Origin of the sequence: Halomonas sp. ALS9 (assembly GCF_001651035.1) — a bacterium.
In the GTDB taxonomy this organism is placed as follows: Bacteria; Pseudomonadota; Gammaproteobacteria; order Pseudomonadales; family Halomonadaceae; genus Vreelandella.
In genome coordinates, this window is sequence record NZ_LXRG01000065.1 from 46528 (window position 1) to 70751 (window position 24224).

At 53.5% G+C, this 24224-nt stretch carries 26 protein-coding genes; 19 read left to right on the forward strand and 7 right to left on the reverse strand.

Going from position 1 to position 24224, the window contains the following annotated elements; genetic code table 11:
* Positions 1-54: 54 nt before the first annotated feature.
* The 4 genes from putP to A6R74_RS04370 all read right to left on the reverse strand — a co-directional run bounded on the left by putP (position 55) and on the right by A6R74_RS04370 (position 3818).
* The gene (gene putP / locus A6R74_RS04355) at positions 55-1548 is read right to left on the reverse strand and encodes a sodium/proline symporter PutP (RefSeq protein ID WP_064233242.1); all 1494 of its coding nucleotides are present in this window, start codon (positions 1546-1548) and stop codon (positions 55-57) included.
* Between the two features lie 371 nt (positions 1549-1919).
* The gene (locus tag A6R74_RS04360; RefSeq protein ID WP_064233243.1) at positions 1920-2753 is read right to left on the reverse strand and encodes an AraC family transcriptional regulator; all 834 of its coding nucleotides are present in this window, start codon (positions 2751-2753) and stop codon (positions 1920-1922) included.
* Positions 2754-2789: 36 nt separating this feature from the next.
* The gene (locus A6R74_RS04365) at positions 2790-3149 is read right to left on the reverse strand and encodes a hypothetical protein (RefSeq protein WP_064233244.1); all 360 of its coding nucleotides are present in this window, start codon (positions 3147-3149) and stop codon (positions 2790-2792) included.
* Between the two features lie 261 nt (positions 3150-3410).
* Positions 3411-3818 (reverse strand): CBS domain-containing protein, encoded by a 408-nt coding sequence (locus A6R74_RS04370; protein WP_064233563.1) that lies wholly within the window; start codon positions 3816-3818, stop codon positions 3411-3413.
* A gap of 254 nt (positions 3819-4072) precedes the next feature.
* On the opposite strand from A6R74_RS04370, the gene A6R74_RS04375 reads away from it, so the two are divergent.
* The 8 genes from A6R74_RS04375 to A6R74_RS04410 all read left to right on the forward strand — a co-directional run bounded on the left by A6R74_RS04375 (position 4073) and on the right by A6R74_RS04410 (position 10327).
* Positions 4073-4618: a YqaE/Pmp3 family membrane protein gene (locus A6R74_RS04375; protein ID WP_064233245.1), complete on the forward strand. Its 546-nt coding sequence runs from the start codon at positions 4073-4075 to the stop codon at positions 4616-4618.
* Between the two features lie 88 nt (positions 4619-4706).
* Complete coding sequence (locus tag A6R74_RS04380; protein ID WP_064233246.1) at positions 4707-5576, forward strand: carboxylate/amino acid/amine transporter; 870 nt, start codon at positions 4707-4709, stop codon at positions 5574-5576.
* A 63-nt stretch (positions 5577-5639) separates the two neighbouring features.
* Entirely contained in the window at positions 5640-6584 is a 945-nt protein-coding gene (locus A6R74_RS04385) for an NAD(+) kinase (RefSeq protein WP_064233247.1), read from the forward strand.
* 2 nt (positions 6585-6586) lie between these two features.
* A complete protein-coding gene (locus tag A6R74_RS04390; RefSeq protein WP_064233248.1) occupies positions 6587-7573 on the forward strand; it encodes a metallophosphoesterase in 987 nt (328 codons plus the stop codon).
* Between the two features lie 255 nt (positions 7574-7828).
* On the forward strand, positions 7829-8683 hold the full coding sequence (locus A6R74_RS04395) for a rhomboid family intramembrane serine protease (RefSeq protein WP_064233249.1): 855 nt from the start codon (positions 7829-7831) through the stop codon (positions 8681-8683).
* Between the two features lie 10 nt (positions 8684-8693).
* Positions 8694-8978 carry a YeaC family protein gene (locus tag A6R74_RS04400; RefSeq protein WP_064233250.1) on the forward strand — a complete coding sequence of 95 codons (285 nt, stop codon included), beginning with the start codon at positions 8694-8696 and terminating at the stop codon, positions 8976-8978.
* A gap of 43 nt (positions 8979-9021) precedes the next feature.
* Positions 9022-9822 (forward strand): DUF2797 domain-containing protein, encoded by an 801-nt coding sequence (locus A6R74_RS04405; protein ID WP_240488173.1) that lies wholly within the window; start codon positions 9022-9024, stop codon positions 9820-9822.
* Between the two features lie 79 nt (positions 9823-9901).
* A complete protein-coding gene (locus A6R74_RS04410) occupies positions 9902-10327 on the forward strand; it encodes a CopD family protein (protein WP_064233252.1) in 426 nt (141 codons plus the stop codon).
* Positions 10328-10352: 25 nt separating this feature from the next.
* On the opposite strand, the gene A6R74_RS04415 is transcribed toward A6R74_RS04410, so the two are convergent.
* Positions 10353-10814: a DUF2231 domain-containing protein gene (locus A6R74_RS04415; RefSeq protein WP_064233564.1), complete on the reverse strand. Its 462-nt coding sequence runs from the start codon at positions 10812-10814 to the stop codon at positions 10353-10355.
* Positions 10815-10823: 9 nt separating this feature from the next.
* Between A6R74_RS04415 and coxB the strand changes: the two genes are divergently transcribed.
* The 4 genes from coxB to A6R74_RS04435 are packed head-to-tail and all read left to right on the forward strand — an operon-like array spanning position 10824 to position 16984.
* Positions 10824-11894: a cytochrome c oxidase subunit II gene (gene coxB, locus A6R74_RS04420; protein WP_064233565.1), complete on the forward strand. Its 1071-nt coding sequence runs from the start codon at positions 10824-10826 to the stop codon at positions 11892-11894.
* The gene (gene ctaD, locus A6R74_RS04425) at positions 11891-14431 is read left to right on the forward strand and encodes a cytochrome c oxidase subunit I (RefSeq protein WP_064233253.1); all 2541 of its coding nucleotides are present in this window, start codon (positions 11891-11893) and stop codon (positions 14429-14431) included. Before coxB ends, ctaD begins: the two co-directional genes overlap by 4 nt.
* Positions 14432-14435: 4 nt before the next feature.
* On the forward strand, positions 14436-14792 hold the full coding sequence (locus A6R74_RS04430) for a hypothetical protein (protein ID WP_082906596.1): 357 nt from the start codon (positions 14436-14438) through the stop codon (positions 14790-14792).
* Between the two features lie 47 nt (positions 14793-14839).
* Positions 14840-16984 carry a heavy metal translocating P-type ATPase gene (locus A6R74_RS04435; protein WP_064233567.1) on the forward strand — a complete coding sequence of 715 codons (2145 nt, stop codon included), beginning with the start codon at positions 14840-14842 and terminating at the stop codon, positions 16982-16984.
* Positions 16985-16995: 11 nt separating this feature from the next.
* Here the strand turns inward: A6R74_RS04435 and A6R74_RS04440 are convergent, their stop codons facing one another.
* On the reverse strand, positions 16996-17295 hold the full coding sequence (locus A6R74_RS04440; protein ID WP_064233254.1) for a winged helix-turn-helix domain-containing protein: 300 nt from the start codon (positions 17293-17295) through the stop codon (positions 16996-16998).
* 41 nt (positions 17296-17336) lie between these two features.
* On the reverse strand, positions 17337-18422 hold the full coding sequence (locus A6R74_RS04445; RefSeq protein WP_064233255.1) for a PA0069 family radical SAM protein: 1086 nt from the start codon (positions 18420-18422) through the stop codon (positions 17337-17339).
* A 200-nt stretch (positions 18423-18622) separates the two neighbouring features.
* Here A6R74_RS04445 and A6R74_RS04450 point away from each other — a divergent pair, with 200 nt between their 5' ends.
* The 7 genes from A6R74_RS04450 (at position 18623) to A6R74_RS04480 (ending at position 24170) form a co-directional block, all read left to right on the forward strand.
* Positions 18623-19168 carry a DinB family protein gene (locus tag A6R74_RS04450; RefSeq protein WP_064233256.1) on the forward strand — a complete coding sequence of 182 codons (546 nt, stop codon included), beginning with the start codon at positions 18623-18625 and terminating at the stop codon, positions 19166-19168.
* Positions 19169-19235: 67 nt separating this feature from the next.
* Positions 19236-19505: a type II toxin-antitoxin system toxin DhiT gene (dhiT, locus tag A6R74_RS04455; RefSeq protein WP_064233257.1), complete on the forward strand. Its 270-nt coding sequence runs from the start codon at positions 19236-19238 to the stop codon at positions 19503-19505.
* The gene (dhiA, locus tag A6R74_RS04460) at positions 19499-20020 is read left to right on the forward strand and encodes a type II toxin-antitoxin system antitoxin DhiA (protein WP_064233258.1); all 522 of its coding nucleotides are present in this window, start codon (positions 19499-19501) and stop codon (positions 20018-20020) included. Before dhiT ends, dhiA begins: the two co-directional genes overlap by 7 nt.
* Before the next feature lie 14 nt (positions 20021-20034).
* Positions 20035-20490 carry a hypothetical protein gene (locus A6R74_RS04465; RefSeq protein ID WP_064233259.1) on the forward strand — a complete coding sequence of 152 codons (456 nt, stop codon included), beginning with the start codon at positions 20035-20037 and terminating at the stop codon, positions 20488-20490.
* Positions 20491-20608: 118 nt separating this feature from the next.
* Positions 20609-21097 (forward strand): GNAT family N-acetyltransferase, encoded by a 489-nt coding sequence (locus A6R74_RS04470; RefSeq protein ID WP_064233260.1) that lies wholly within the window; start codon positions 20609-20611, stop codon positions 21095-21097.
* Positions 21098-21342: 245 nt separating this feature from the next.
* Positions 21343-23037, forward strand: coding sequence for a molecular chaperone HscC (locus A6R74_RS04475; RefSeq protein WP_064233261.1), 1695 nt, complete (start codon positions 21343-21345; stop codon positions 23035-23037).
* Positions 23037-24170, forward strand: a complete 1134-nt coding sequence (locus A6R74_RS04480) for an RDD family protein (RefSeq protein WP_064233262.1) — start codon at positions 23037-23039, stop codon at positions 24168-24170. Before A6R74_RS04475 ends, A6R74_RS04480 begins: the two co-directional genes overlap by 1 nt.
* The last annotated feature ends 54 nt before the right edge of the window (positions 24171-24224 follow it).

Sequence of the window (24224 nt, forward strand, 5' to 3'; positions counted from 1 at the left end):
AATAGCCAACCTAAAGAGGGCTCCCGCGGGAGCCCTCTCGGTACGCCTGGGCGCTTACTTGCGATCGATATGCTGGTATTCACCGGCATCGGCTGTCGCGTTGCTCACCACCAGAATGGCGATGAAGGAAGCGATGAAGCCAGGAATAATTTCGTAGACACCAGGGCCACCCAGGAATTCACCGTTCCAGCCCAGTGAGATCCAGACCATAACGGTGACAGCACCTACGATCATGCCTGCGATGGCGCCATTGCCGTTGGTGCGTGACCACATTAACGACAGGATAATCAACGGGCCAAACGCGGCGCCGAAGCCTGCCCAGGCGTTACTAACCAGCCCCAGCACCTGGGAGTTTTCGTCAGAGGCAATAATCGCTGCCACAATGCCCACCAGTACTACACAGACACGGCCTACGGCCACACACTGCGCTTCAGTTGCGTTTTTGTGTAGGAACAGGCGGTAGAAGTCTTCGGTCAGTGACGAAGACGCCACCAGAAGCTGGCTGGAAACGGTGCTCATAACCGCAGCAAGCAGCGCTGCGTATAGGAAACCGGTAATCAGCGGATGGAACAGCAGGTCTGCCAGGATAATAAAGATCGTTTCCGGATCTTGAACATCTAGCCCATTACGGATGGCGTAAGCCCGTCCGAAGATGCCTAAAGAAACGGCACCGATCAAAGAAATCAGCATCCAACCCATGCCAATGTTGCGGGCAATCGGCACATCCTTGAGTGTACGAATCGCCATGAAGCGCACAATGATGTGCGGTTGGCCAAAATAACCCAGGCCCCAGGTCACGGCAGACAGCCACCCGATAAAGGTCAGCCCCGACGTCCAGGAAAGCAGGGTGGGATCGACTTCATTCAGGGTCTGAGTGGCCTGTGACAAGCCGCCGCCACCTTCGCCAAATAGCACAACTGCTGGCATGATCACCAGTGCCAGCATCATGATGCAACCCTGCACGAAGTCGGTCATGCTGACAGCCAGGAAGCCGCCAACCACCGTATAAATAAGCACTACACCCAGCGTGATCATAACGCCCATGGCGTAGTTGCTCATATCGCCGAAGTTATAAATGCCGGAAAACGCGCTTTCAAACAGCTTGCCCCCTGCCACTAGGCCTGACGCGGTATAGACTGCGAAAAAGATCACGATAACGATGGCAGACACTGTGCGCAGTGACATGGATCGGGTGGGAAAGCGGTTTGCCAGGAACGCTGGAATGGTGATCGCATTGCCATAGTGAACAGTCTGTTCACGCAGGCGCGGAGCAACCAGAATCCAGTTAAATAAAGCCCCTACGAGCAAACCAATGCCGATCCAGGCGGAACCCAAGCCAGAGACGAACATTGCCCCGGGCAAGCCCAGCAGCAACCAGCCGCTCATGTCTGACGCACCGGCCGATAGAGCCGCCACTTTTGGACTGAGGGTACGACCACCCAGCATGTAATCTTCAGAGGAAGAGGTGGATTTGCGCATCGCATAAATACCGATGCCAACCATGAGCGCAAAGTACGCTATGAGACTGATCCAAACACCAATAGCCATGTAACTTCTCCAGTTCGTCAGGAAGGAACTAGGTCCGACCTATTAGTGCGGTCACCGGGTAGAGTCCGGTAGTAAACCGCGTTGTTTTTATTAACCCTGTTGTTTATTCACGTCAAAAGGCCTAACGAGCATCTGCCAAGAATCGAGTCAGAGGGCTTGTTGGTGCCTTTGTAAGCAGTGATCCCTATATTATTGTCGACCATACGTTAGTTTCCTGTTCAGGCGTTCAGGTTGTTGATATTGATGAGTGGCTCACTCATCGTCTAGCGACATACGCAAATAAGCGAATGTAGAGTGCTGCTCCCTTTGGTGTATGTTGATTTCAGGGCAAAACGTGTCAATTTCGCGGCAAGAAGGGCTGTTATACGACTTTAGTAGAGTTTCTGCTGGCCTGCTAGTGGCCCTAAAGCAGCGTTTGACGGGTTAATGGCGACCGGTGGCACCTCCGCTTGACGCAGTTTGCGCGGCGACAAACCGTAGCTGCGGCGAAATGCATGGGAGAGCGCGCTTTGATTGGCAAAGCCAGTTTGAATGGCAATATCAGTAAGAGGGAGGCGGCTTTGTAGGATCAGTTGGCGTGCTGCATTTAGACGTTGGCGTTTGACATACTGCCAGGGCGAAAGCCCGGTTTGGGCACGAAAGCAGTCGGAAAAATGTGCTTCGCTTAAACAGGCGAGCCGTGCTAAATCGGCCACGCGCAGGTCTTCAGCGAGATGCTGCCGAATAAAGCGGTTAATGCGCGTCAAATCCAGGCGCTGCTGTGCAGTGTTAGCGGTTGACCCCAGGCGCGCTTTAAGGGAGCCCAGCAGCGTGGCGGCCAAGCGGTCTTGCTGAAAGGAATCAGTCGAGGTATCAAACCCTTGAGCAAGTTCGCTTTGCATAAACGCTAAATAGTGTTGCAGCGCATTATCCAGGCCAAAAAAACGCGGCGCATCAAACAGTGCTACCAGTTCGCGGTTCTCACCGGTGAGCGCGGGGGCGTCTTCGGGGAGATCGAAAATTAATTGCCGATTGTGCCCGTAACCCGAGTAGTAGTGTTCGTGATTTGCGGGCACGATACAGCCCGAAAAGGCATTAACCCTTCCACCTAAGCCTTCAATTTCAAATTCTGAAGAGCCGCATAGGGTAATCACAATCTGATGAAAATCATGGGTATGGTGCTGCGTTGCGCTGGCTAACGGAATTTGTCGGATGGTGCTAGGCATGCAGGACTCCTTTATCGCAATAGGTCTGCTGAACCGCTACTGCTCGCGGAGGGCTGTGTGGGCGTATAAGTGGTCGCGTAGGGCCTGAAGTTCTGCCTGCCCTTCTTGATTGAGTAACGGTTTGCCTTGAGCAACCATCCAGCGTCGTCCGTGCTGTTCCATTAAGTGCGCGGCACGGCGTCTAATGCCGTCCAGGTACTCATTGTGTCGAATTGGGTAGCCGATCATCGCATTCCACTCAGTTTCGCTTACTTGGCTGTTGAGCGCTTTATCAAACAACGCCAGTAAGTCATTGGGTTCAGTGCGGTAGCGGGGGGTGCTTGAGGTCATTAGCACCAGCATTACCGCACCAATCACCAACAAGCACACCCCAAACACCAATAGATACAGCGCCATTCGCGGTGCTCCCAGGCATCATTAATTAAAAAATTGCTCCTAAATTATACGCTTGACGCCGCTTGGGTCGAAATTTTTACTTTTTTGCGAACTTTTCCTTCATCGCGTGTCTGAGTATGTACAGGCAACATCGCGATAGCAGTCGCTAAAGTTGTTGTTCTGGCTCTATTGTTTTGATCCCTTGCTTCCGCTACTCACTGAGTAGCGGTTTTTTTTGGCTATAGATTTTTCTATCGATTGCTTACCCGTTTAATAACCCTGCTAATGGCGGCGTATAGCTAATAGCGCTATCAGGATATCACGTCGTGTCACGATGCCTACCAGCCGCTGCTGCTCAACCACCGGATAGACTTTAGGTTTTGAGCCAAGCATCTCCTGGGCCAGGTCGGTGATGCTTTTATTGGGGGAGACGCTGAGCACTTCGTGACGCATCATTTCTTTTACCAAAGGTGCTTCGTCATCATGGTAAATACTGTCCAGCACACGGCCCATGACATCCTGCTCTGAAATAAAGCCGATTAAACGATCAGCATCATCCACGACCGGCGCGCCGGGTAGGCGGTGCAGTGCCAGCCCTTTAGCCAGGGTGGTAACCGACGCGTTGGGTGAGACACGGTAGCAATCGCGGGACATGATATCGCGAACGATGTTGGGGGTTGCTCTATTCATCATGGACACTCCTTGCTCATCTTGTTCATCTTGTTCATCTTGTTCATCGCCATGGCAAGCAGGGCATCGCAAGCAAAGCGATCTGATCAGTCTAGGTGCTAAAGTAGCAACGACTCTTTAACTGTAGGTGATTTAAACCGTTGTGTTTTACCTGCAAGCCGTCTTTATTCAACGCTGTAGATAATGAATTTTCTAAGCCGTTAATTTTCTAACTACTCAAATGACCCGCAAATTAACGCATAAAGGAGCCACCCATGGATGCACGTGAGTACTTAAATCGCAAAGGGGTGGGGCTTGACCGAGACCCTGACCGGCCGAACACCTTGGAAGAGAAAGCTTGGGAGCGTGCGCGGGGTTCCGGGCACCAACGGCCAAAATCGGGGACGCCTCATGATTGGGAAGATTGGGAGCGTCACCACGATGACCTTGCTGACGGGGCTGAAACCCTGGAGCAGAAAATTGATAAAGAAGCTCATCGGCTTGCCCAGGAGCGGGCCGCGAAGGCTGCAGCAGAGCCTGCTGCCAGCACTGTGGAGCACTTCACGCCGCCCCCAAAAGCTGAACCTGCGACTGCCCAGGTTGAATCACCCAAAGCGGCCCCTGGGCCACAAACAGAGCAAACTGGGTCGGAGCCTGGCGCGTTAAAGCTTGCCTATTATGCGCTGGCGATATTTCTGCCACCGCTGGCGGTGGGTTTAACCCTGGGAGGCAGCAAACGGGTAGGCTTAGCCGTGCTGCTCACGCTAGCGGGCTGGCTGCCCGGCGTTGTATATGCATGTTGGTGGTTGCAGCAGCGTTAACTAACGCCGTTCATAGACGTTTACTGCTTGGCAGCTTCGTCCAAGTGCGTATAATTCGCGTAAACTAAATAATAGATTGAGGTTTACGATGGGTTATCTGATCGGCGTCACGGCCCTGTGGGCCTTCTCCTTTTCGCTGATAGGGGTTTATCTAGCGGGCCAGGTCGACAGCTACTTTGCGGTGCTCCTGCGGGTAGCGCTTGCCACGCTGGTGTTCTTGCCGTTTTTACGCCCCAGCCTGCTGCGGGGTAAACAGCGGCTGGCGCTCATGGGTTTAGGCGCTATCCAACTGGGGGTAATGTACACCTTCTTCTACCAATCTTTTTTACTGCTGTCAGTACCTGAAGTCCTGCTGTTCACCATCTTTACGCCTATTTATATCGCACTCCTGGATGATCTGCTGTTTGGGCGCTTTACGCCGATCTATATCGTCACTGCGCTGCTCGCCGTCATCGGGGCGGGTGTTATTCGCTACGACGGCGTTGATAGCGGATTCTGGGCAGGCTTTTTAGTCGTACAGGGGGCAAACCTCTGCTTCGCGCTTGGCCAAGTAGGCTATCGTCGCCTAGCCGCTGATTTACCACCCACCCTGGCATGGCATAACGTTTTTGGCTGGTTTTTTATTGGCGCGATGGTGGTGGCTTTGCCCGCCTATTTGCTGTTTGGCAACAGCGCCGCGCTACCGACCACGTCACTCCAGTGGGGTGTGCTGGCTTGGCTAGGCTTAGTGGCCTCTGGCGTGGGTTATTTCGCCTGGAACCAGGGCGCTACCAAAGTGGATGCGGGCACCCTAGCGATTATGAACAATGCGTTGGTACCGGCTGGGTTGATCGTCAACTTGGTCATTTGGAACCGCGATGCGGATATTCCGCGTTTGTTGCTGGGTGCTCTGATCATGGCAGCCTCCCTATGGCTCAACCATTGGTGGTGCCAGCGCCGTCAAGTGGTCGTTAGCTAAGCCTATTTGCCCGATAGCAGAGGTGTCTCCATAATGGCGGCTTACGTTAGCGAGAGTCGGCCCATGAGCAACACCTTATCAGCAAGCGCTAAGTCAGGGACTGTGTCGCCCTCCAACGATCAATCAAGCAGGCCCTTTAAAACGATTGGGCTGATTGGTCGGCTGGGGAGCGACAAAGTGGTCGATTCCCTTCAGCGGCTAATGACCTACCTGACTGCCCATGATTACTCGGTGTTGGTAGAAGACCGCACCGCCACCGCCTTGCCACACCACGGCCAACCGGAAGCAAGTCGCCGCATGCTGGGTGAGCTTTGTGACTTGGTGATTGTGGTGGGAGGAGATGGCAGCTTGCTGGGTGCAGCACGTGCTTTATGTCGAAGCGGTACGCTGATTTTAGGCGTTAACCGTGGCCGTTTGGGGTTTCTCACCGATATCTCCCCTGATGAGTTGGAAACCCGCGTTGGCGAAGTGCTGGCGGGGGAGTTTGAGGTTGAGCAGCGTTTTTTACTCGATACCGTGCTTTATCGTAATGGCGTTGCTGTGGGTAATGGTGATGCACTTAACGAAGTCGTACTGCACCCCGGTAAAGCGGTGCGCATGATTGAGTTCGAACTGTTTATTGATGGGCAGTTTGTGTACAGCCAGCGCAGCGATGGCTTGATTGTCGCTACCCCCACCGGCTCTACGGCCTACGCGCTTTCTGGTGGCGGGCCGATTATGCACCCCAAGCTTGATGTGGTGACGCTGGTGCCAATGTTCCCGCATACCCTGTCGAGTCGCCCCATTGTGATTGATGCCGCCAGCGAGATACGCATTCATATTGGCGAAACCAATCAATCTTATCCGCACATCAGCTGCGATGGACAGACCCGAGCGGTAGCCAAACCCAACGATGTGTTGGTGATTACCCGCAAGCCTGAGCGTGTCCAACTGGTGCACCCCATCGGCCATAATTTCTATGAAGTGCTGCGCAGCAAATTAGGCTGGAGCAATCGGCTGGGGGATTGAGTATGGAGGGCTACGACCTTATTGGGGATGTTCACGGCTGCGGCGCCACGCTGGCCTCACTGCTGGAAAAGCTGGGTTACCATCAGCGCAACGGCGTGTATCGCCACCCCCGTCGCAAAGTGATATTTCTGGGCGATCTGATTGATCGCGGCCCAAGGATTCGCCTGGCGGTCACCATTGCCCGACGAATGGTCGAGCAAGGCGAGGCGTATATTGTCATGGGCAATCACGAATATAACGCCCTGGCTTATACCCACCCTGGTCCCGCTGGGAGCCACAAACGCTGGTTGCGCGAGCATACGCCGCGGCATAATCGTATTATTCAAGACACCCTAGAGCAGTATCGCGACTATACCAACGAGTGGGAAGACACTTTGGCGTGGTTTAAAACCATCCCACTGTGTTTGGAAATAGATGGTATCCGCGTGGTGCATGCCTGTTGGGATGAGGCGCTGATTGAGGAGCTTAAACAGCGCCGCCCAGACGGCTGCATGGATACACAGTTTCTGATTGAGTCCACCGACCCCACCACCCAGGCGTTTCGAATCTTGGATCGTCTAACCCGGGGGGCGCATGTCTCGCTGCCTGCGGGTATTGCGATACACTCTGGTGATGGCTTTACGCGGAAAAGCTTTCGTGCCCATTTTTGGGCCCAGGCTCCTCAGCAGTGGGGTGATGTGGTCTTCCAGCCGGATAACCTGCCCGGTGATCTTGAGACTCGTGAATTGACCCATAAAGAGCGCCAGAAGCTTAGCTATTACGGGCCAGAACAGCCGCCGCTGTTTATCGGCCACTACTGGTGTGAAGGCATACCGGCACTGCCGACGAATAATATCGCCTGTCTGGATTATAGTGCCGTCAAATATGGGCGTTTAGTGGCTTATCGCTGGAGTGGTGAGACGGTCTTAAATGCGGATCATTTTGTCTGGATTAAGGTGCCAAAAGAAGAGCGGGCGTTGCCCAAACCCTGGGAAATCGACTTTGATTAACCTTTGTTGATTAACAAACGCTTCATTTTGTTACATAAAATTACATATTTTTTTCAAAATGGCTGAACTAACCCTGCCGTCGGCTATCAGAGTAAGTGTTCCCTTGAATGATCCCTTGCTTTTATTCTCCGGCGGTCCCCACCGCCGGTTTTTTTTCGCCTGTATGTTGGCAGCCGTGCGGCAAATTCAGTCGTTATGTTCAATAGCTACTCGCTGCGGTCAACATGCCGTCAGCGCCTTGATTAGAGGGATGTTATGCATCCAGTGATGCTTCTGCCCGATCACGCGGATACGAGTGAACTTCGCCAGGCGCTTTGGCGTTACCGTATTGGTCATCGCATTACCGGTGAGTACTCTGGCCGCAGAGTGCTTTGGATCGCCGACCCTCGCCAATACAATGAGCTCCGCGCCTTGGTAGAAAATTGGTTGCGTGGGGAACCATTAGTGCTTCAACAGCCTGCTAAGCGGTCATATAACATCGCCACTCTGGTGGTATTGCTTTGCCAAGTGCCGGTGACGGGGCTGATAGTAGCGATTAGCCTAGTGGTTTTTGCACTAATAGGTCTTTTTGGCGACCAGTTGATTGTCTCTTTAACCATTGTGCCGATAGGTATTTCTGGTGGCGAACTGGTATTCGGTAATCTGTCGCAAACGCTCTCCTCAGGCCAAGTATGGCGCTTGCTATCGCCTGCTTTTCTGCACTTTGGCTGGATGCACTTAATATTCAACCTAATGTGGGTGTGGTATTTCGGGCGCCAGATTGAAGCGCTACAGGGCAGTCGCACCATGCTACTGCTGCTTATCGTAGCGGGCATTGGCGCGAATGTGGCGCAGTACGCGACCGGCACCGTGCTATTTGGCGGCATGTCAGGGGTGGTTTATGCCTTACTGGCCCACGTTTGGTTGATGTCACGCCGGGTTCCTCAAAGTGGCTTCTTTGTACCGCAAATGCTGGTGGTGTTTATGCTCGGTTGGATGGTGTTCACTATGACCGATATGGCGGGCAGCGTCGGCTTTGGCAATGTCGCTAATGAAGCACATTTGGGCGGTCTACTCGTGGGGTTGGTCACAGGCTGGTATTATTCATCCCGCCGTTTGAAAAACCGCTAAGAGGCCTGCAATGAGCGAAATGACGTTCGAAAAAATGATCAACCAGATGACCCCTGCTATTTACGAAAGCCTTAAACAGGCAGTATCGCTGCGCAAGTGGCCCGACGGACGCCGCTTAACGCCGGAACAGACCGAACTCTGCCTGGAAGCAGTCATGCGTTTCGAAGCAGAGAACAACGTGCCGGAAGAGAACCGCGTAGGCTACCTAGAGCAGCGTACCTGCGGAGCGGCGGCCAGCGGCGCTGGCGTAACGCCTGAAATGGCGGGCTTGGCACGGGATGCCACGCGTGATTGAAGCGGCAGTACCGGGCTTTTCAGTACGGGGCTGTTTAAGCAAAATGGCGGCAGCGCTACCCAGCCGCCAAGACGAACAGGTCGATTACCACTTGCGCGCGGGCGAGCACCGGGTTGCGCTAAACGAGCGCATTGGTGAGCCGCTTAGCTTGCGTTGGACAGGTGCCATAGCCTGTACCCACTGTGGGCGGGCGACCAAGAAGAGCTTTGCCCAGGGCCACTGTTACCCTTGCTTCAAGCGGTTAGCCCAGTGCGATACCTGCATCATGAAGCCGGAAACCTGCCACTTTTTTCAAGGTACCTGCCGTGAGCCGGAGTGGGGCGAGCGGCACTGCTTCCAACCCCACATCGTCTATTTGGCCAACTCCTCTGGGCTCAAGGTCGGCATTACCCGCAAAACCCAAATGCCTACCCGCTGGCTGGATCAAGGCGCGATTCAGGCGCTGCCGATTCTTGAAGTGGATACGCGTCAGCAGTCCGGCTTTGTCGAAATGCTGTTTAAAGAGCAGGTGGCCGACCGCACTAACTGGCGGGCCATGCTCAAAGGCGACGTCGAGATCATGGATTTAAACGCCGAGCGTGACCGTTTGCTGACTTTGCTAGCCGATGGATTGAACCAACTGCGCGAGACTCATGGCGCGGATGCTATCCGTTTGTTGGAACAGCCAGCGCAACACTTTCACTACCCCGTCAGCGTTTTCCCCAAAAAAGTGGTATCGCATAATTTTGATAAACAGCCGCTGGTGGAAGGCGTGCTGCAAGGCATAAAAGGGCAGTATTTGATCCTTGATAGCGGCGTGATTAATCTCCGCAAATTCACGGGTTACGAGATACAAGTGAGTTAAGCGGCTAGCCAGATGAGGGTGTTTTGACTAAGGTTAAGGAGTGATTTGATCCCGCCTTATGCAACGCAAGGAAGCTCCGATGCCCTGGCTTAAACTGCTTCACATTGCCGCGCTAGTGATCTGGTGCGGCTCGCTGCTTTATCTGCCCGCCTTACTCAGCCAGACGCTGCAACTGCGCAAAGACTCTGGTTTTGCCCAGGGCACGCCGCCTATGCCGCGGTTCTTCTATAACTCTATTGCTACTCCAGCTGCCCTGGTGGCGATTGCCTCAGGCACGCTGCTGTTTCTTGTTCATGGTCTGCTGGGTGGCTGGCTGATCTTAAAGCTGGGTGCCGTGGTGGCCATGGTGGCTGCGCACGGCTGTTTTGGCTGGTTAATACTGCGTCTTGAGATGGGCCACTACCGCTGGGTTAAGCCCGCCAACTGGGCCGCGCTGTGTTTAGCCCTGGCAGGCATTCTAAGCGTGCTGGGGTTTGTGTTAGCAAAACCGCTGGATTGGAGCTAACACGATGACATCTAACGTATTGTCGTTAATCCTCCACCTCGACACCCACCGCGTGTTCATACACCAGTTGGCCACCCAGCCAGCCCGCCAGGGCGATCAACGCGGCGGTGACCAGCGAGACGGCCAGCCCCCAGGGCAGAATCGCACTCGGGTCATTAAAACGCAGCAGCCAGTTCAGCGACGCCAACGAGAGCATCACCACCGCGACGATGGCATGGCTCCAGCCGGTAATCAGGCGACGAATGCGCGGTACAGTGACCAGATCGATAATGCCTGCCGTACTGGCAATCCAGCCGCCAAATGCGCCGATGCCTGCCAGCCACAGGCCAGCGCGCAACCAGAAGGGATCGCCACTCAGCAGGTAACCGATATCGCTTGCCACCAGCGCCATCAGGGCTGCGACGGGAAAGTGAATCATCACGGGATGAAGCGGGTGGCCGGCGAGAGAGGCGCGGCTTTTAATCGAGCGCTGACGAGGTTTTGCCATGGTCACTTCCTGTGGGCAGAAACAGCAATTCAAAGGGTAAGGCACACTATTCAACGCTTAACCCTACAGCGGGTCAACTCGCTTGGCATAACGCTGGCGCTCCTGGCTGGACTGTTGCTAACCGGTTGCGCAGGGGATAAGTCTATTCTAGACCCGGCTGGCCAGGCCGCGCGAGACGTGGTGATGATCTGGTGGGTGATGCTGGGGTTTGGCACCGTGGTTCTAGTGCTGGTTACGGCTTTTTGGCTGTATACCTTCAAGCGCAAAGAGGTGGTACGAACGCCTGCGGATGAGCGCAAAATAGCGCGCCGTTGGATTATAGGTGGCGGCATTGTGCTACCAGTGGCGAGCATTACCGCGCTACTGGCCTTCGGGGTGCCCACTGGACAGCGTTTATTGCCGCTGCCGTTAGCAGATCCACCGGAAGTCATCGAAGTTATCGGCCATCAGTGGTGGTGGGAAGTGCGCTACCCGGGGGCGGAAGGGGGTGAGGTGGTGACCTCTAATCAGCTCATTATGCCGGCGGGAGAGCCGGTCGATTTTCATGTTACTGGTGCTGATGTCATTCACGCCTTCTGGGTGCCGCGTCTGGGGGGAAAGATCGATATGGTTCCTGGGCGCGTTAATAAAATCCGCTTGGAAGCGGATGAACCGACGGTATTTGGCGCCCAGTGCGCAGAGTTCTGCGGTGCCCAGCATGCCCAAATGCAGCTCTATGTAGAAGCCGTCGAGCGCGACGAGTACGAGGCTTGGCTGGCCGCGCGCCAGACGGATCAACTGGCGGCGCTAGCGGTAAACGACCAACAGCATGACTCGGCCAGGGAGGCCTTTATGACCCATTGCGCGAGCTGCCACCGGGTAGCAGGACTCTCCTCTGGTAGGGAGGGGCCGGATCTTTCTGATCTTGGCAGCCGCACCAGCCTCGGGGCGGGCATTATGGCTATGGAGAAAGGAGCGATAACCCGCTGGCTTCAGCACCATCAAGACTTAAAGCCGGGCAATAAAATGCCGCCCCACGATGATATTGAGACGGCCACCTTGGAGAGCCTGGGTGCTTGGCTGGAGACGCTCACCCCATGACCACTATCAACCGTGAAGCGACCCCCGAAGGCGATAACATCAAAGGCCCCCATCAACTGCACAGCGACTTGCACGAGATCTGGGGCAACCCACGTGGCTTGCAAGCCCTCACCATTGTTAACCACACCACGCTCGGCCTACGTTTTATGGTTACCGGGATGGTGTTCTTTTTGATTGGTGGCCTGCTGGCCATGCTGGTGCGCACCCAGCTGGCGCTCCCCGATCAAGACTTTATGTCGCCGGATATCTATAACCAAGTCACCACCATGCACGGCACGGTGATGATGTTCCTGTTCGCCATCCCCATGCTGGAAGGGCTGGCGATTTATATGATCCCCAAAATGATCGGTGCCCGGGATCTGGTCTGCCCTCGGCTGACATCGCTGGGGTACTGGTGCTATCTGTTTGGCGGCATCATCCTGTCGTTTAGTTTGGTGTTAGAGATGGCGCCGGACAGCGGCTGGTTTATGTATACCCCGCTTAGCAGCAGCGAGTATTCACCGGGGTTGGGCTCCGATTTTTGGCTGCTAGGCATTACCTTTGTTGAGATCTCCGCGCTGTCTGCCGGGGTCGAGCTGGTGGTCTCGATTCTGCGTACCCGCACCCAGGGCATGGCGCTGCACAAAATGCCGCTGTTTGCCTGGTATATCCTCGCCATGGCGCTGATGATCGTGGTCGGCTTCCCGCCACTGATTCTGGGCAGCATTCTGCTGGAACTTGAGCGTGCGGTGGGAATGCCTTTTTTTGAAGTGGCGGGTGGCGGTGACCCGATTCTTTGGCAGCACCTGTTCTGGTTGTTTGGCCATCCCGAGGTGTACATCATCTTTCTGCCCGCAGCGGGCATAGTCTCCACGCTGATACCGGTGTTCGCTGGCCGTCCGATTGTTGGCTATGGCTGGGTGGTGTTTGCCATTGCCGTGACAGGCTTTATCAGTTTTGGTCTCTGGGTTCACCACATGTTTACCGTGGGCATCCCCCAGTTGGCTCAGGCGTTCTTCTCCGCCGCCAGTATGTTGGTGGCGGTGCCCACAGCGATTCAGGTGTTTGTGTGGCTGGCCACGCTATGGCTGGGTAAGCCCAAGATGAAGCTGCCGATGCTATGGATCATGGGCTTCCTGATTATCTTTGTGTGTGGCGGCCTAACCGGGGTAATGCTGGCGCTAGTGCCGTTTAACTGGCAGGTGCACGATACCCACTTTGTCGTAGCGCATATGCACTATGTGTTGGTGGGCGGAATGTTTTTCCCGCTAATTGCCGGGCTCTACTACTGGCTGCCGCTGTTTTCCGGGCGGATGCCGTCTGAAACGCTGGGTAAATGGGGTTTTTGGCTGACCTTCCTGGGCTTTAACGGCACCTTCCTGATCATGCACTGGACGGGGCTGCTGGGCATGCCGCGGCGGGTTTACTCCTATGAGACGGGCATGGGTTGGGATATTTTCAACCTGCTCTCGTCCATGAGTAGCTTTATCATGTCTGCGGGTATTGCCATGGTGCTGCTCGATTTTGCACTGCACTTCCGTTTCGGCAAACCTGCCAAGCATAACCCCTGGAATGCGGACACCCTTGAGTGGGCTAACAACATGCCGCCCAGCGCCTATAACTTTGTCAGCCTACCCAGCGTCGAGACGCGGCATCCGCTCTGGGATAATCCCGACCTGCCCCGCACCATGGCAGAAGGTCAGCATAGCCTGGCAGTGGCGACTCACGGCCGCCGGGAAATGTGGGGCACCGACCCGATAACGGGCAAAGTGCGCGAGATCATTCACCTGCCGGGTAACTCATGGTGGCCACTGTTTGCTGCCATGGCGCTGGCAGTCGTCTGTATTAGCCTACTAACGCGTCTTTATCCGTTGGCGGGCATTGCGGTGATTATTGCGGGGCTATTTCTGTTGCGCTGGTCTTGGGAGAACGGCGCGCATCCAAAAGCTGCCCCGGATGCCGAGGTAGCACCCGGCGATCCGCCGCTGCACTCGCGTACCATGGATGGGCCCGGCCTATGGGCCATGTCAATCACGCTGCTCGCCAATGGCTCGTTCTTCCTCTCGTATCTATTTGGTTGGTTTTACCTGTGGACGGTGTCCCCCGAGTGGCGGATGCCCGAGACTTCACCGCTCTCCTTGGTGGGGCTGATTCTTGCCGGGGTGGCGCTAGCCGCTGGCGCGGCAATTCTCGAAAAACTGGTGGGCGGTTTGCGCCAGGGTAAGGATACTGGCTTGGCAATCGGCATGTATTGCATCAGTGCCCTAGGCTTTGTGCAGGTAGCGATAACGCTATGGGTGCTGTTGAGTGCAGACCTGGCGGTTACCGAGACCTCCCATGATGCAATCATTATGGTCGGGCTGGCCTATGCTCTGCTACACGGCGGTTTAGGCGCCGTGCTTGTTCTGCTCCAGGGCCTGCGGGTGGGCTATGGCTATGTGGGTGCCCATGCGCCTTTCGAGCCCGCCGTGGTTGCCCAGTGGTGGCGCTATAACCTGGTGACCTTCTGGATACTCGTGGGCGCGCTTGCCGTGTTGCCTCGTGTAATAGGGAGCTAAGCTAATGTCCATCACGATGCAGCGTTTACATCTTACCCATCCGTTACATTTTGTCATTGGCTTAACGCTATGGTGTATCTGGTTCGTCGCCGTTTACGGCGGGCATGCGGTCGCGTGCGCAGTCGCGCCGCCTGCTCCCGAGCAAGGGGTTTTTAATTTAGTGAATGCCATGCTGCTTGTGGTCAGTATCGCGGCGATTGCGTTACTGGCAGCGTTAACGGTGGGCTGTTGCCGCATGGCCAAACGCCATGAAGGGCGGCTGCGCTTTAATGCTTCGGTGTCCGCCGGGCTGTATCTTTTCTCTACCTTGGGCGTTGTGTTTGCGGCAATGCCGATTATGGGCATTCCGCCTTGCCTGTAAGCGATGCCCTTAGCAAAGAGGATGAGCAGCTCTATACCCTACACGGTATGTGGTGCACCAGCTGTGCCCTAGCCGTGGAGGGCTCGCTTAAGCGTCTTGAAGGTGTGCGTGAGGTTAGCGTGCACTACCCAAGCGCAACGCTTTGCATTAGCGGCACGCCTGCTGCTACCCAGCTCTCAACACTTGCCGCAAAGGTTAAGCGCCTGGGCTATCGGCTGACAGAGCTTGAACCGGTGGGGGACGCCCATGCGCGTTTAGAAGCGGAGAGCCGCTACCTAACGCTTAGGCTGATGGTCGGCTCGTTGTTTGGCATGTGGACGATGCTGGCTTCACTATTGATATATGCGGGTGCATTGCCTTCGGAGCGGGTTGAATTGGTGTTGGCGTGGGTGTCGGGGGCATTTTCACTGCCCGTAGTGCTGTTCGCAGGCATGCCGTTTTACCGGGCTGGGTGGCGCACGCTGCTGGCCAAGCGCCCGGGTATGGACGTGCTGGTTAGCCTGGGTGTTATCGGCGCGGTGATGGTTTCGGTATGGCTGCTATGGCGCGGCTCTGCAGAGGTCTACTTCGACACGGCGGTAATGCTAATTGTGCTTTTACTCGTTGGGCGGCTGGTGGAAACGCTGTGCCGCCATCGGGGGGTAAAAGCATTGGATACCCTGACGCTGCCAGATGTGAATATAACGGTTTGGCAAGAGAAAGCCTGGACATCGCTGCCCGTAGATCACGTGAACGCGGGAATGCGCGTTGAGCTAGCGCCCGGCGAGTTGGTAGCACTTGACGGCATCCTTGAAGAGCCAGGCTGGGTCGACACCGCCTCACTGACTGGCGAAAGCCTGCCGCGGCACTTTAATGCAGGGCAGGCGATATACGCGGGCTGCCGCTATCTGGGTACCACGCCCATCGTCATGCAGGTCAGCGCTGGAGTGGGCAAACGTCGACTGGATCGGCTGTGTGATGAAATGCGCCGCTATCAGGCCAAAAAAGGCGAATTGCAGAAGCTCGCTGACCGCTTTGCCGCCTGGCTAAGCCCGCTAGCGCTGGTGCTCGCGTTACTGACACTGCCCGCTACGCTGTTATTGGGGCTGGGCTGGGAAGATGCCTTTGTGCGCGCGCTTTCGGTGTTAGTTGTGGCATGCCCCTGCGCGGTGGGGCTTGCCGTGCCGCTGGCAAGTCTGGCGGGTAGCGGCCAGGCCATGCAGCAAAGCGTGGCACTGCGCGACCCGGCAGCGCTTGAAACTCTGGCGCGCATTCGCTCGGTCGCGCTGGATAAAACCGGCACCCTAACCACCGGTAGCCATGCAGTGCTTCACTGGCAGGCGCGGGAGGGTATTGATCAGCAAGCCCTACAACGCATGCTTAGTGCCGCCGTTGCGGGTAGCGAACATCCCTTGGCACAAGCGCTAGCACGCTGGGCAAGTAGCCTCGGCGATCAACAATCGGAACCGTGCGAAGAGATCAATGAAGTGCCTGGGGAAGGGCGCCGAGTGAAGTTAAGTAGCGGCGAATGGCTGTCGGTGGGCAGCGCTAGCTGGATGGCTCGCCAGCGCATCGTTCTGCCTGACCAAGCGGAAGACGTAGCGCTGGCTTTTGCTTCTCAAGTGATGGTAGCCGATGAGGCGGGCTGGTTAGCGACGTTCTATCTCTCCGATCAACCGGTGGACGACGCCGAGCCCAGCGTAAAACATCTGTTAGCGTCCGGGTATGTGGTGGCGATGATCAGCGGTGACCGGCAGGGCGCGGTGAGTTGGCTAGGCGAGCGGGTGGGGCTTGCCCGTGAAGCTTGCTATGCCCAACGCTCGCCGGAAGCCAAGGCGCGGCTATTGCAAGGGTTGCCATCGCCGACACTCTACGTAGGGGATGGCTTAAACGATACCTTAAGCCTGGCCGCGGCAGATGTTGGCATTGCTCCGTTGAATGCCAGCGAAGCTGCCCGAGAAGGGGCTTCCGCACAGTTAATGACACCTGGAATAGGTGGGGTCGTAAAACTGCTTGGCATTGCCAAACGCACCCGGCGCATTATGGTGCAGAACCTGTTCTTTTCGGCGCTCTATAACACCTTGGCACTCGGGCTAGTGTTGCTGATGGCCATACCGCCGTTGGTCGCAGTGCTTGCCATGGCGGCTAGCTCGTTAACAGTGACCCTTAATGCTGCGAGACTAGCGTGGGCTGAACCGGATGAAGAGGATTAAGGTAAGTTGCATTAAAGCGAATAGCCAAGCGTCTGTTTAAGCCGTTCGGCATTTGTCGCTACCCAGCTTGGATCTATCGCGCCCCAGTCACGTATTTGGTAGCGGCCAATGTTGTGGCGCTCGCCGTCATCTTTAGTAAATACACACTCGATATCCAGCTCGGCCAGGGAGGCGATCGTATCCTGGGCGGTGCGCCGCGGCATGCCGGTGGCCTCAATTAATGCAGGCACGCTGGCGATACCTTGTTCGATCAAATGGGCGACATATAAGCGGCGGTAAAAACTCGATTTGGTTTTGCTAAGCACGGGCATTCGGCTTCCTTTGCAGCTAATGGATGCATGTGCCGCTTAGCTTAAATGAATAAATCCTGCTGCGCTCGTGGCGGGCGAAAATCTCGGGTGTTCAAACCCTGCTCTGTGCGATCCTGCAACTTCCACTGGCGGCTGGCACGGGCAAAGCGCTGGGCGATTAAATCCGCAAAGGCACCCTCACCGCGAAAGCGTTTACCAAACTTGGCATCGTACGCCTTACCGCCGCGACACTGGCGCATTAGGCTCATCACTTTAGCGGCGCGTTCCGGGTAGTGGGCTTCTAACCAGGCTTCAAAAAGTGGTGCCACTTCGTAGGGCAAGCGCAGCAACATCCAGGCGGCGGTGCGTGCCCCTGCGCGGCTGGCGGCTTCCAAAAGGTTTTCGATTTCATGATCCGTCAGCCCTGGGATAACCGGCGAAATCAGCGTGCCCACGGGAATGCCCGCGGTGTTCAGTTCACGAATAGCTCGTAAGCGTGCTTGAGGCGACGCTGCGCGTGGCTCTAGTGTGCGTTTCAAATTGGCATCCAGGCTGGTCAAACTGACAAATACGCGTACCAAGCGGTGTTCGGCCATCTCCGCGAGTAGCTCTAAATCGCGCAGCACCAGGGTGCTTTTAGTCACCAGCGTTACCGGATGGCGGCACTCCAACAGCAGCTCAAGCAACCGCCGAGTGGTTTGGTGTTTGGCTTCAAGCGGTTGGTAGCAGTCGGTGTTGCCGGAAAGATTGATGGGGCGGCACACATAGTTGGGATGACAAAGCTCTTCGGTTAAAAGCTCCACTAATCCGCTGCGGGCAATCAATTTGGTTTCAAAATCCAGCCCTGGCGATAAATCCCAGTAGGCGTGGGAGGGGCGGGCGTAGCAATAAACGCAGCCGTGCTCACAGCCGCGGTAGGGGTTCAGCGAGCGGTCGAAAGGTAAATCCGGTGATTTATTCCAGGAGAGCGCGCTTTTGCTCACCTCCTCACGTACTTCGGTGGCGATAGTGGTGGATGTTTCCTCCCGCCACCAACCGTCGTCTTCTGCCACGCTACGGCTGGGCGCAAAACGGTTGTGCGGATCGTAAGTTGCCCCGCGACCTTTACGCACGGCTGACACATAAGACGCTTGTTCGGGAGTCGTCATTGGCCACCTCACCTCTAAACGCTATTGATGCATGTATATGGTTATATATACAGTATATGGAGTTTGTAAAAAGACGCAAGGAGAGGGGTAGGGGCTTAAATGCTAAATTCGGGGGATGAACAGATGCTCCGTTATTCAATACTCTTAACGAGTGCGCTGGCGCCCGTACTGCGCCTGTATCGAAAGAGGCGGTTTGACCTATGGAGCTGCAACCACTTTTTGAGCTAATGGCATCCTATAACCAGTGGATGAACGTCAAGGTATACGATGCTGCAAGCAAGCTGACGACCGCTGAACTTATCGAAGAGCGTGACGCATTCTTCGGCTCAATTTTCGGCACGCTTAATCACCTCGCGGTTGCCGACACCATTTGGCTCAAGCGGTTTGCAACGCACCCTTCTTCAACAGCAAGAACGCTTGCGGTAATGATTGACCTTCCTACGCCACAGCGACTGGATCAAGTGATGTTTGATGACTTGGAGGGCTTAAAAGCGCATCGCCGATGGCTCGATACCGTGATTATTAACTGGGTGGGCGCGCTAACGGAGGACGATTTGAGCACCACGTTGAGTTATCACAATACAAAAGGAGTAGCCTCAAAACGGTGTTTTTCGAGCCTGATTTTTCACTTCTTCAATCACCAGACCCATCACCGCGGACAAGTATCTACGCTGCTCTCGCAAGCCGGTGTGGATATTGGCGTCACCGATCTGCTGGCGCTGATTCCGGATGAGATGGAAATGTGATGATTGTTTTTGTCTCCTATAAGATACAATGCTATTCTACCTTCAGGGTGTAATTTAAGAGGTGCTCATGCCAGAGATTGATGCTCTGCTAGGGCTTTCATTTTGTATGTATTTTTTTGATAACAAGCAGCACAAGCTTCCCCACCTGCACGTGAAATATGGTGGCTATGAATTGATCATCGCTATTGAGTCAGGTGAGTGCTTAGAAGGATATTTGCCCAATAAGCAACGTAAACGGGCTGAAAACCACATTGCTGAGCATCGTGAGCAGCTAATGCATATGTGGCATAAAGCAGTAAATGGTAAAAACCCAGGCAAGTTAGGTGACATATGTTAAAAATCATTGATGTGGATTTGATTGGGCCATACAAGCTTGAGCTGGTTTATAGCGATGGTTTTCATGGTGTTGCTGATCTAACAGGCTATTTTAGCAAGGCACCCTTTTCAGAGATTAAAGACTTCCAAAAGTTTTCACTAACCGCGGATGGGTCGCTCAATTGGCGTGGTAACGAGCTTTCTGCGGCCACTTTGCGTGCAGTGACAAAGGGCGTGCAGAGAACAGCAGCTACTAACTTCAACGTGCAGGAAATGGAAGACGTTATTAAGCAAGCCTCTTGGGACTCTATGCAGGAAGGGCGTCCTGACATTTTACAGGCTGCTATTCGTTCCTATGTGGAGCAGTTTGGGCATAGCCAGGTCATTGCCAAAGCAGGTATCAAAAGCCGTACCAGTGCTTATCGTTCTTTAAAGCCACAAACCACACCCAATTTCGCCACCTTGGTTCAATTGGGGCATGCAGTCATCGAATTAGCTAAAGAAAATATCAGCGGACGTTCTGAAACACAGCTATAGATTCAGGAAACTAAATGACACCTTTCTCCATCCTACTGATACGTGTATTGGCAATTTACCTCGCGCTTAATCCTCTTCTGTCAGTGTCACCGGTTCTGTTTAGCCCGGGCTCGGAAGAGTCAATAAACGAATGGCTGCCTATGTTGATAGCTGGGGTGCTAATACCCATGGCGGCGGGCGTTGTACTCTGGTTTTTCGCGCGAGCGTTGGCTAATAAAATCCATGGTGGCTCTGCCGCAGAGCCAAGCGTAAAAATTAGTGAGACAGGCTTAGTGCGAGCAGGCAGCTTTCTGATAGGCATCTATCTATTCGTTCATCACATAGGCACAACGATCAGTCAGTGGGCCTGGGGTGGTGTTATTGCCTATGGCTCGCTGCCCGTTATCGTGATCAGCGTAGGATTGATAGTAGGAGCTAACTCTATGGGTAAACTATATAAGAAGATTAAGTACGCAGGTGTTGATTCATAGCCGACGTTAAATATCCATTGCAGTGGTGCAGCCTTATCTCTATTGACGGTTTAGTTTGCTACGCTTTAGCGGCACTGCTGGCAAGCGTCCGGAGTGTAAACAGGTTAACGAGTGCTAAATGATCAAGCTAGAAAAACTTAATGCAGCGGATATTGCCGAGGTACGCAACATCGCGGTGCGCGATGATCAGCTGAAATTTGTGGGCACCGCTAAGGAGTTTCTCGCTGATAGCAATGAGGCTACGCACCTGCATGTGATTAAACACAATGACCAGGCGGTAGGATGCTTCAAAATCGATATAGCCTATGCTGATGGTTATGACTTTTGTACGGAAGGTAGCATAGGCCTACGCGCATTTATTATTGACGCCAAGCAGCAGGGCAAAGGTCTTGGTACGCTGGCGGTAAAAGCATTGTTTCCCTACCTAAAAGAGAACTATGCGAATTACCCTCGAATCTATCTGACGGTGAACACCGAGAACCCCGCAGCTTACACCTGTTACCAAAAGGCGGGCTTACATGAAACAGGTGAGCAATACTTGGGCGGGGCTGCAGGGCCTCAACATATTATGTATTGGGATATTCAGAGATCTAACCGTCGCTTCTAGCACTGGTCAGTTTGTACTGGCAATTTGGCTAGAGGTTTCGGTCATCGCATACCAATCCTATTCTGTCTACCTTTAGTAGCTAAAAATTCCCGGTTACATATTGGGAATTTCGCTTAGAGGCTAATCGATAAGTAACTCTCTCGTAAGAGGCCGCATTACATATTAGCTAATTTAGTTTAGTGACATGTGTGATAAGCGCTGCTAAAGTGCCTACTTTTTATTACGAAAAGTCGGAGAGGGATTTCATGGCGATTATCGGAATAGACTTGGGAACCACCAATAGTGCTTGTGGTGTGATGACAGATGACGGGGTCAAACTGATTCCTAATCGTCTAGGAGATCTCCTAACACCTTCCGTAGTCGGATTGGATGAAAAGGGATCAATACTTGTTGGTCGGCATGCCAAAGAGCGACTAATTCATCATGCGGATTCAACTGTAGCTTCATTCAAACGCCTAATGGGTGCTGAGCACAAAATCAAGCTGGGAAAGAAACAACTTTTTTCACCTGTGGAACTTTCAGCATTGGTTTTGAAATCGCTTAAGGAGGATGCTGAAACGTGGTTGGGTGAGCCAGTTGAGGAGGCGGTGATTAGCGTACCTGCCTATTTCAATGATAATCAGCGTCAAGCAACACGACAGGCAGGGGAGTTGGTTGGGCTTAAAGTGGAACGACTCATCAATGAACCTACGGCTGCATCACTTGCCTATGGTTTAGATGACCAACTGGAAGGAACCTTTTTAGTACTGGATATGGGCGGTGGTACCTTTGATGTCTCATTAATTGAGTATTTCGATGGTGTGATGGAAGTGCATGCCAGCGCTGGCGATAACTTCCTCGGAGGTGAAGACTTTGTCGAGGCAATGATTAGTGAAGTGCTGCGCGAGAACGAGATTGAGCGTAAACAGCTTTTCGCCCATCAGTTGCAAACGCTTTACATGCAGATGGAAACGGTCAAGCGCCGGATCAGTCAGCAGCCAGATCAGACGTTGAATATTCAGCTGGGTGAAAGCTCAATAGAATGGCGCTGTACTTCAGAGTGGTTCGAAAAAACATGTACACCATTATTATTGCGGGTGAAGCGGCCAATAGAACAGACGCTGCGCGATGCAAAAATTTCAGCGGGTCAGATAGATAATGTGATACTGGTAGGTGGTTCAACGCGATTGTCACACTTCCGCTCTATTGTTGGTCGCATGTTCGGGCGCCTACCTTCCTGCCATCTTGACCCTGACACTGTGGTTGCTCTGGGTGCTGCTATTCAAGCTGGGTTGAAATCACGCCACCAGGCCCTAGATGAGGTCGTGTTGACGGATGTCTGCCCGTATACTCTTGGCACAGGTATTCTTAATCATGATAATCCTGCCGATGGGCTTAAGTATTTCCCGATTATCGAACGTAACAGCACCGTGCCTATTAGTATTGTTCGCCAAATATGTACTGCCTATGACAACCAAGAGGAGTTAAGCGCTAAAATATATCAGGGTGAGCATCGGCTAGTTGACCGCAACGTATATCTTGGCGAGCTTGTTGTGTCTGTTCCCAAAGGTCCTCGGGGGAAAGAAGTACTCGATATTCGCTTTAGTTACGATATGAATGGGCTGCTGGAAGTAGATGCTACCGTGGTTTCCACGGGAAAGACCTATAGCAAAGTGATCGAGTTTAGCCCCGGGTCACTGTCAGAGGAGCAAAAATCAGCTTCTCGCGAAAAGCTTGCTGGCTTAAAGTTTCACCCGCGTGAAGACGAAAGAAACAGCACGATTTTAGCGCGAGCAGAGCGCTTGTATGAATCAAATTTAGGATCTAAAAGAGAAGCGATAGCCGATTTGATTGGGCAGTTTGAACGTGTATTGGATGGACAGAATCCTCATGAGATTCACAAGGCTAGAGAGAACGTCGATAGACTCCTTGACTCTTTGGACGGTGAGGATTGGTTATAATGAATGTGTGGGAGACCCTGGGGATCACATCTGATAGCGATATTAAGACGATAAAGCGCGCATACGCCAAGCTTTTGAAGAAAAACCGTCCAGACGAACATCCTGCCGAATTTCAGCAGTTGCACGCAGCTTACCGCCACGCTCTGGATTTAGTTGAGAGACAACAGAGTCAAAAAAAATCTGAGGTAAGCGAGTTCGCGTTAACGGCTACTGATGCTGAGATCACTGAGACTCAAACAGACAAGCACCTAACGAAATCGATTTGTGTCAGCTCAGAATGGCGCGATCAGGAAGAGGCTCAGTCTCCGGAGATAGAGGAGGCTGTGCTCACATCAAAACGCGAAATAGCTGCGGCAAGAGATCAAGAGTTTGAAAGGTTAATGGCGGGAATTGATAAGCTGCTGTTAGATCCTCACGCATCTTGCCACCGTGACCGGTGGCAATTCCTTGGCAACTCTTCATGGTTACTAGAGAACGAATTCAATCATGAGCTTGGGCTTGAGGTGTTTGACCGTGTGACTGAGTTGAGCTCTATCCAGATTGATGCTGACCAGGATGATCGTTGTGTCCTTCCTCAAGATGTTTTGACCTTTTTGAACGAAATTTTTAGCTGGGATCAGGAAAAAAGATACTTGGTTAACGAATTTGGCCTGGAAAAAACTAACATGATTTTTAATGTGTTAGATATGCAGCCAACTTCAGAAGGTATAGCCGACAGTGTGCGTGGCGGAAGTATCATTATCCAGGAAAAAGCGTTTGTAGGAGATCAATTTCAATGGGTGACTGAGGTGTCCTTGGTCAGAAAATTAGCAGCAATAGCGTTGGACTTGGTTGTATTCGCGGTAGTTGCTTTTGTCGTTTCAAAAAATATTATATTTGGTGACTCGCAAGAACATGCATCATTTATTGAGAGCTATATGTATGACGTAAAGACTCAGCTGTCTTTATTAATTGGCTATCCGCTTTTGTCATGGGTGATGAAGTGGTCCACTCCCGGAAAATGGCTCTTGGGTTATCAGGTGTTTGGCGGGAAAACATGCCAGCTCGATATGCAGAGAGGGATTGGGCTTATGATAGCGTTTCTTTTGCTGATCATGTGGCTAAGTTTCATAGTGCATTTTTTTATTGGTTAATGGCTGTTTTGCCTAACCATTTAGGTGCCAGGAGTTATTGTTTTTGATTATGAT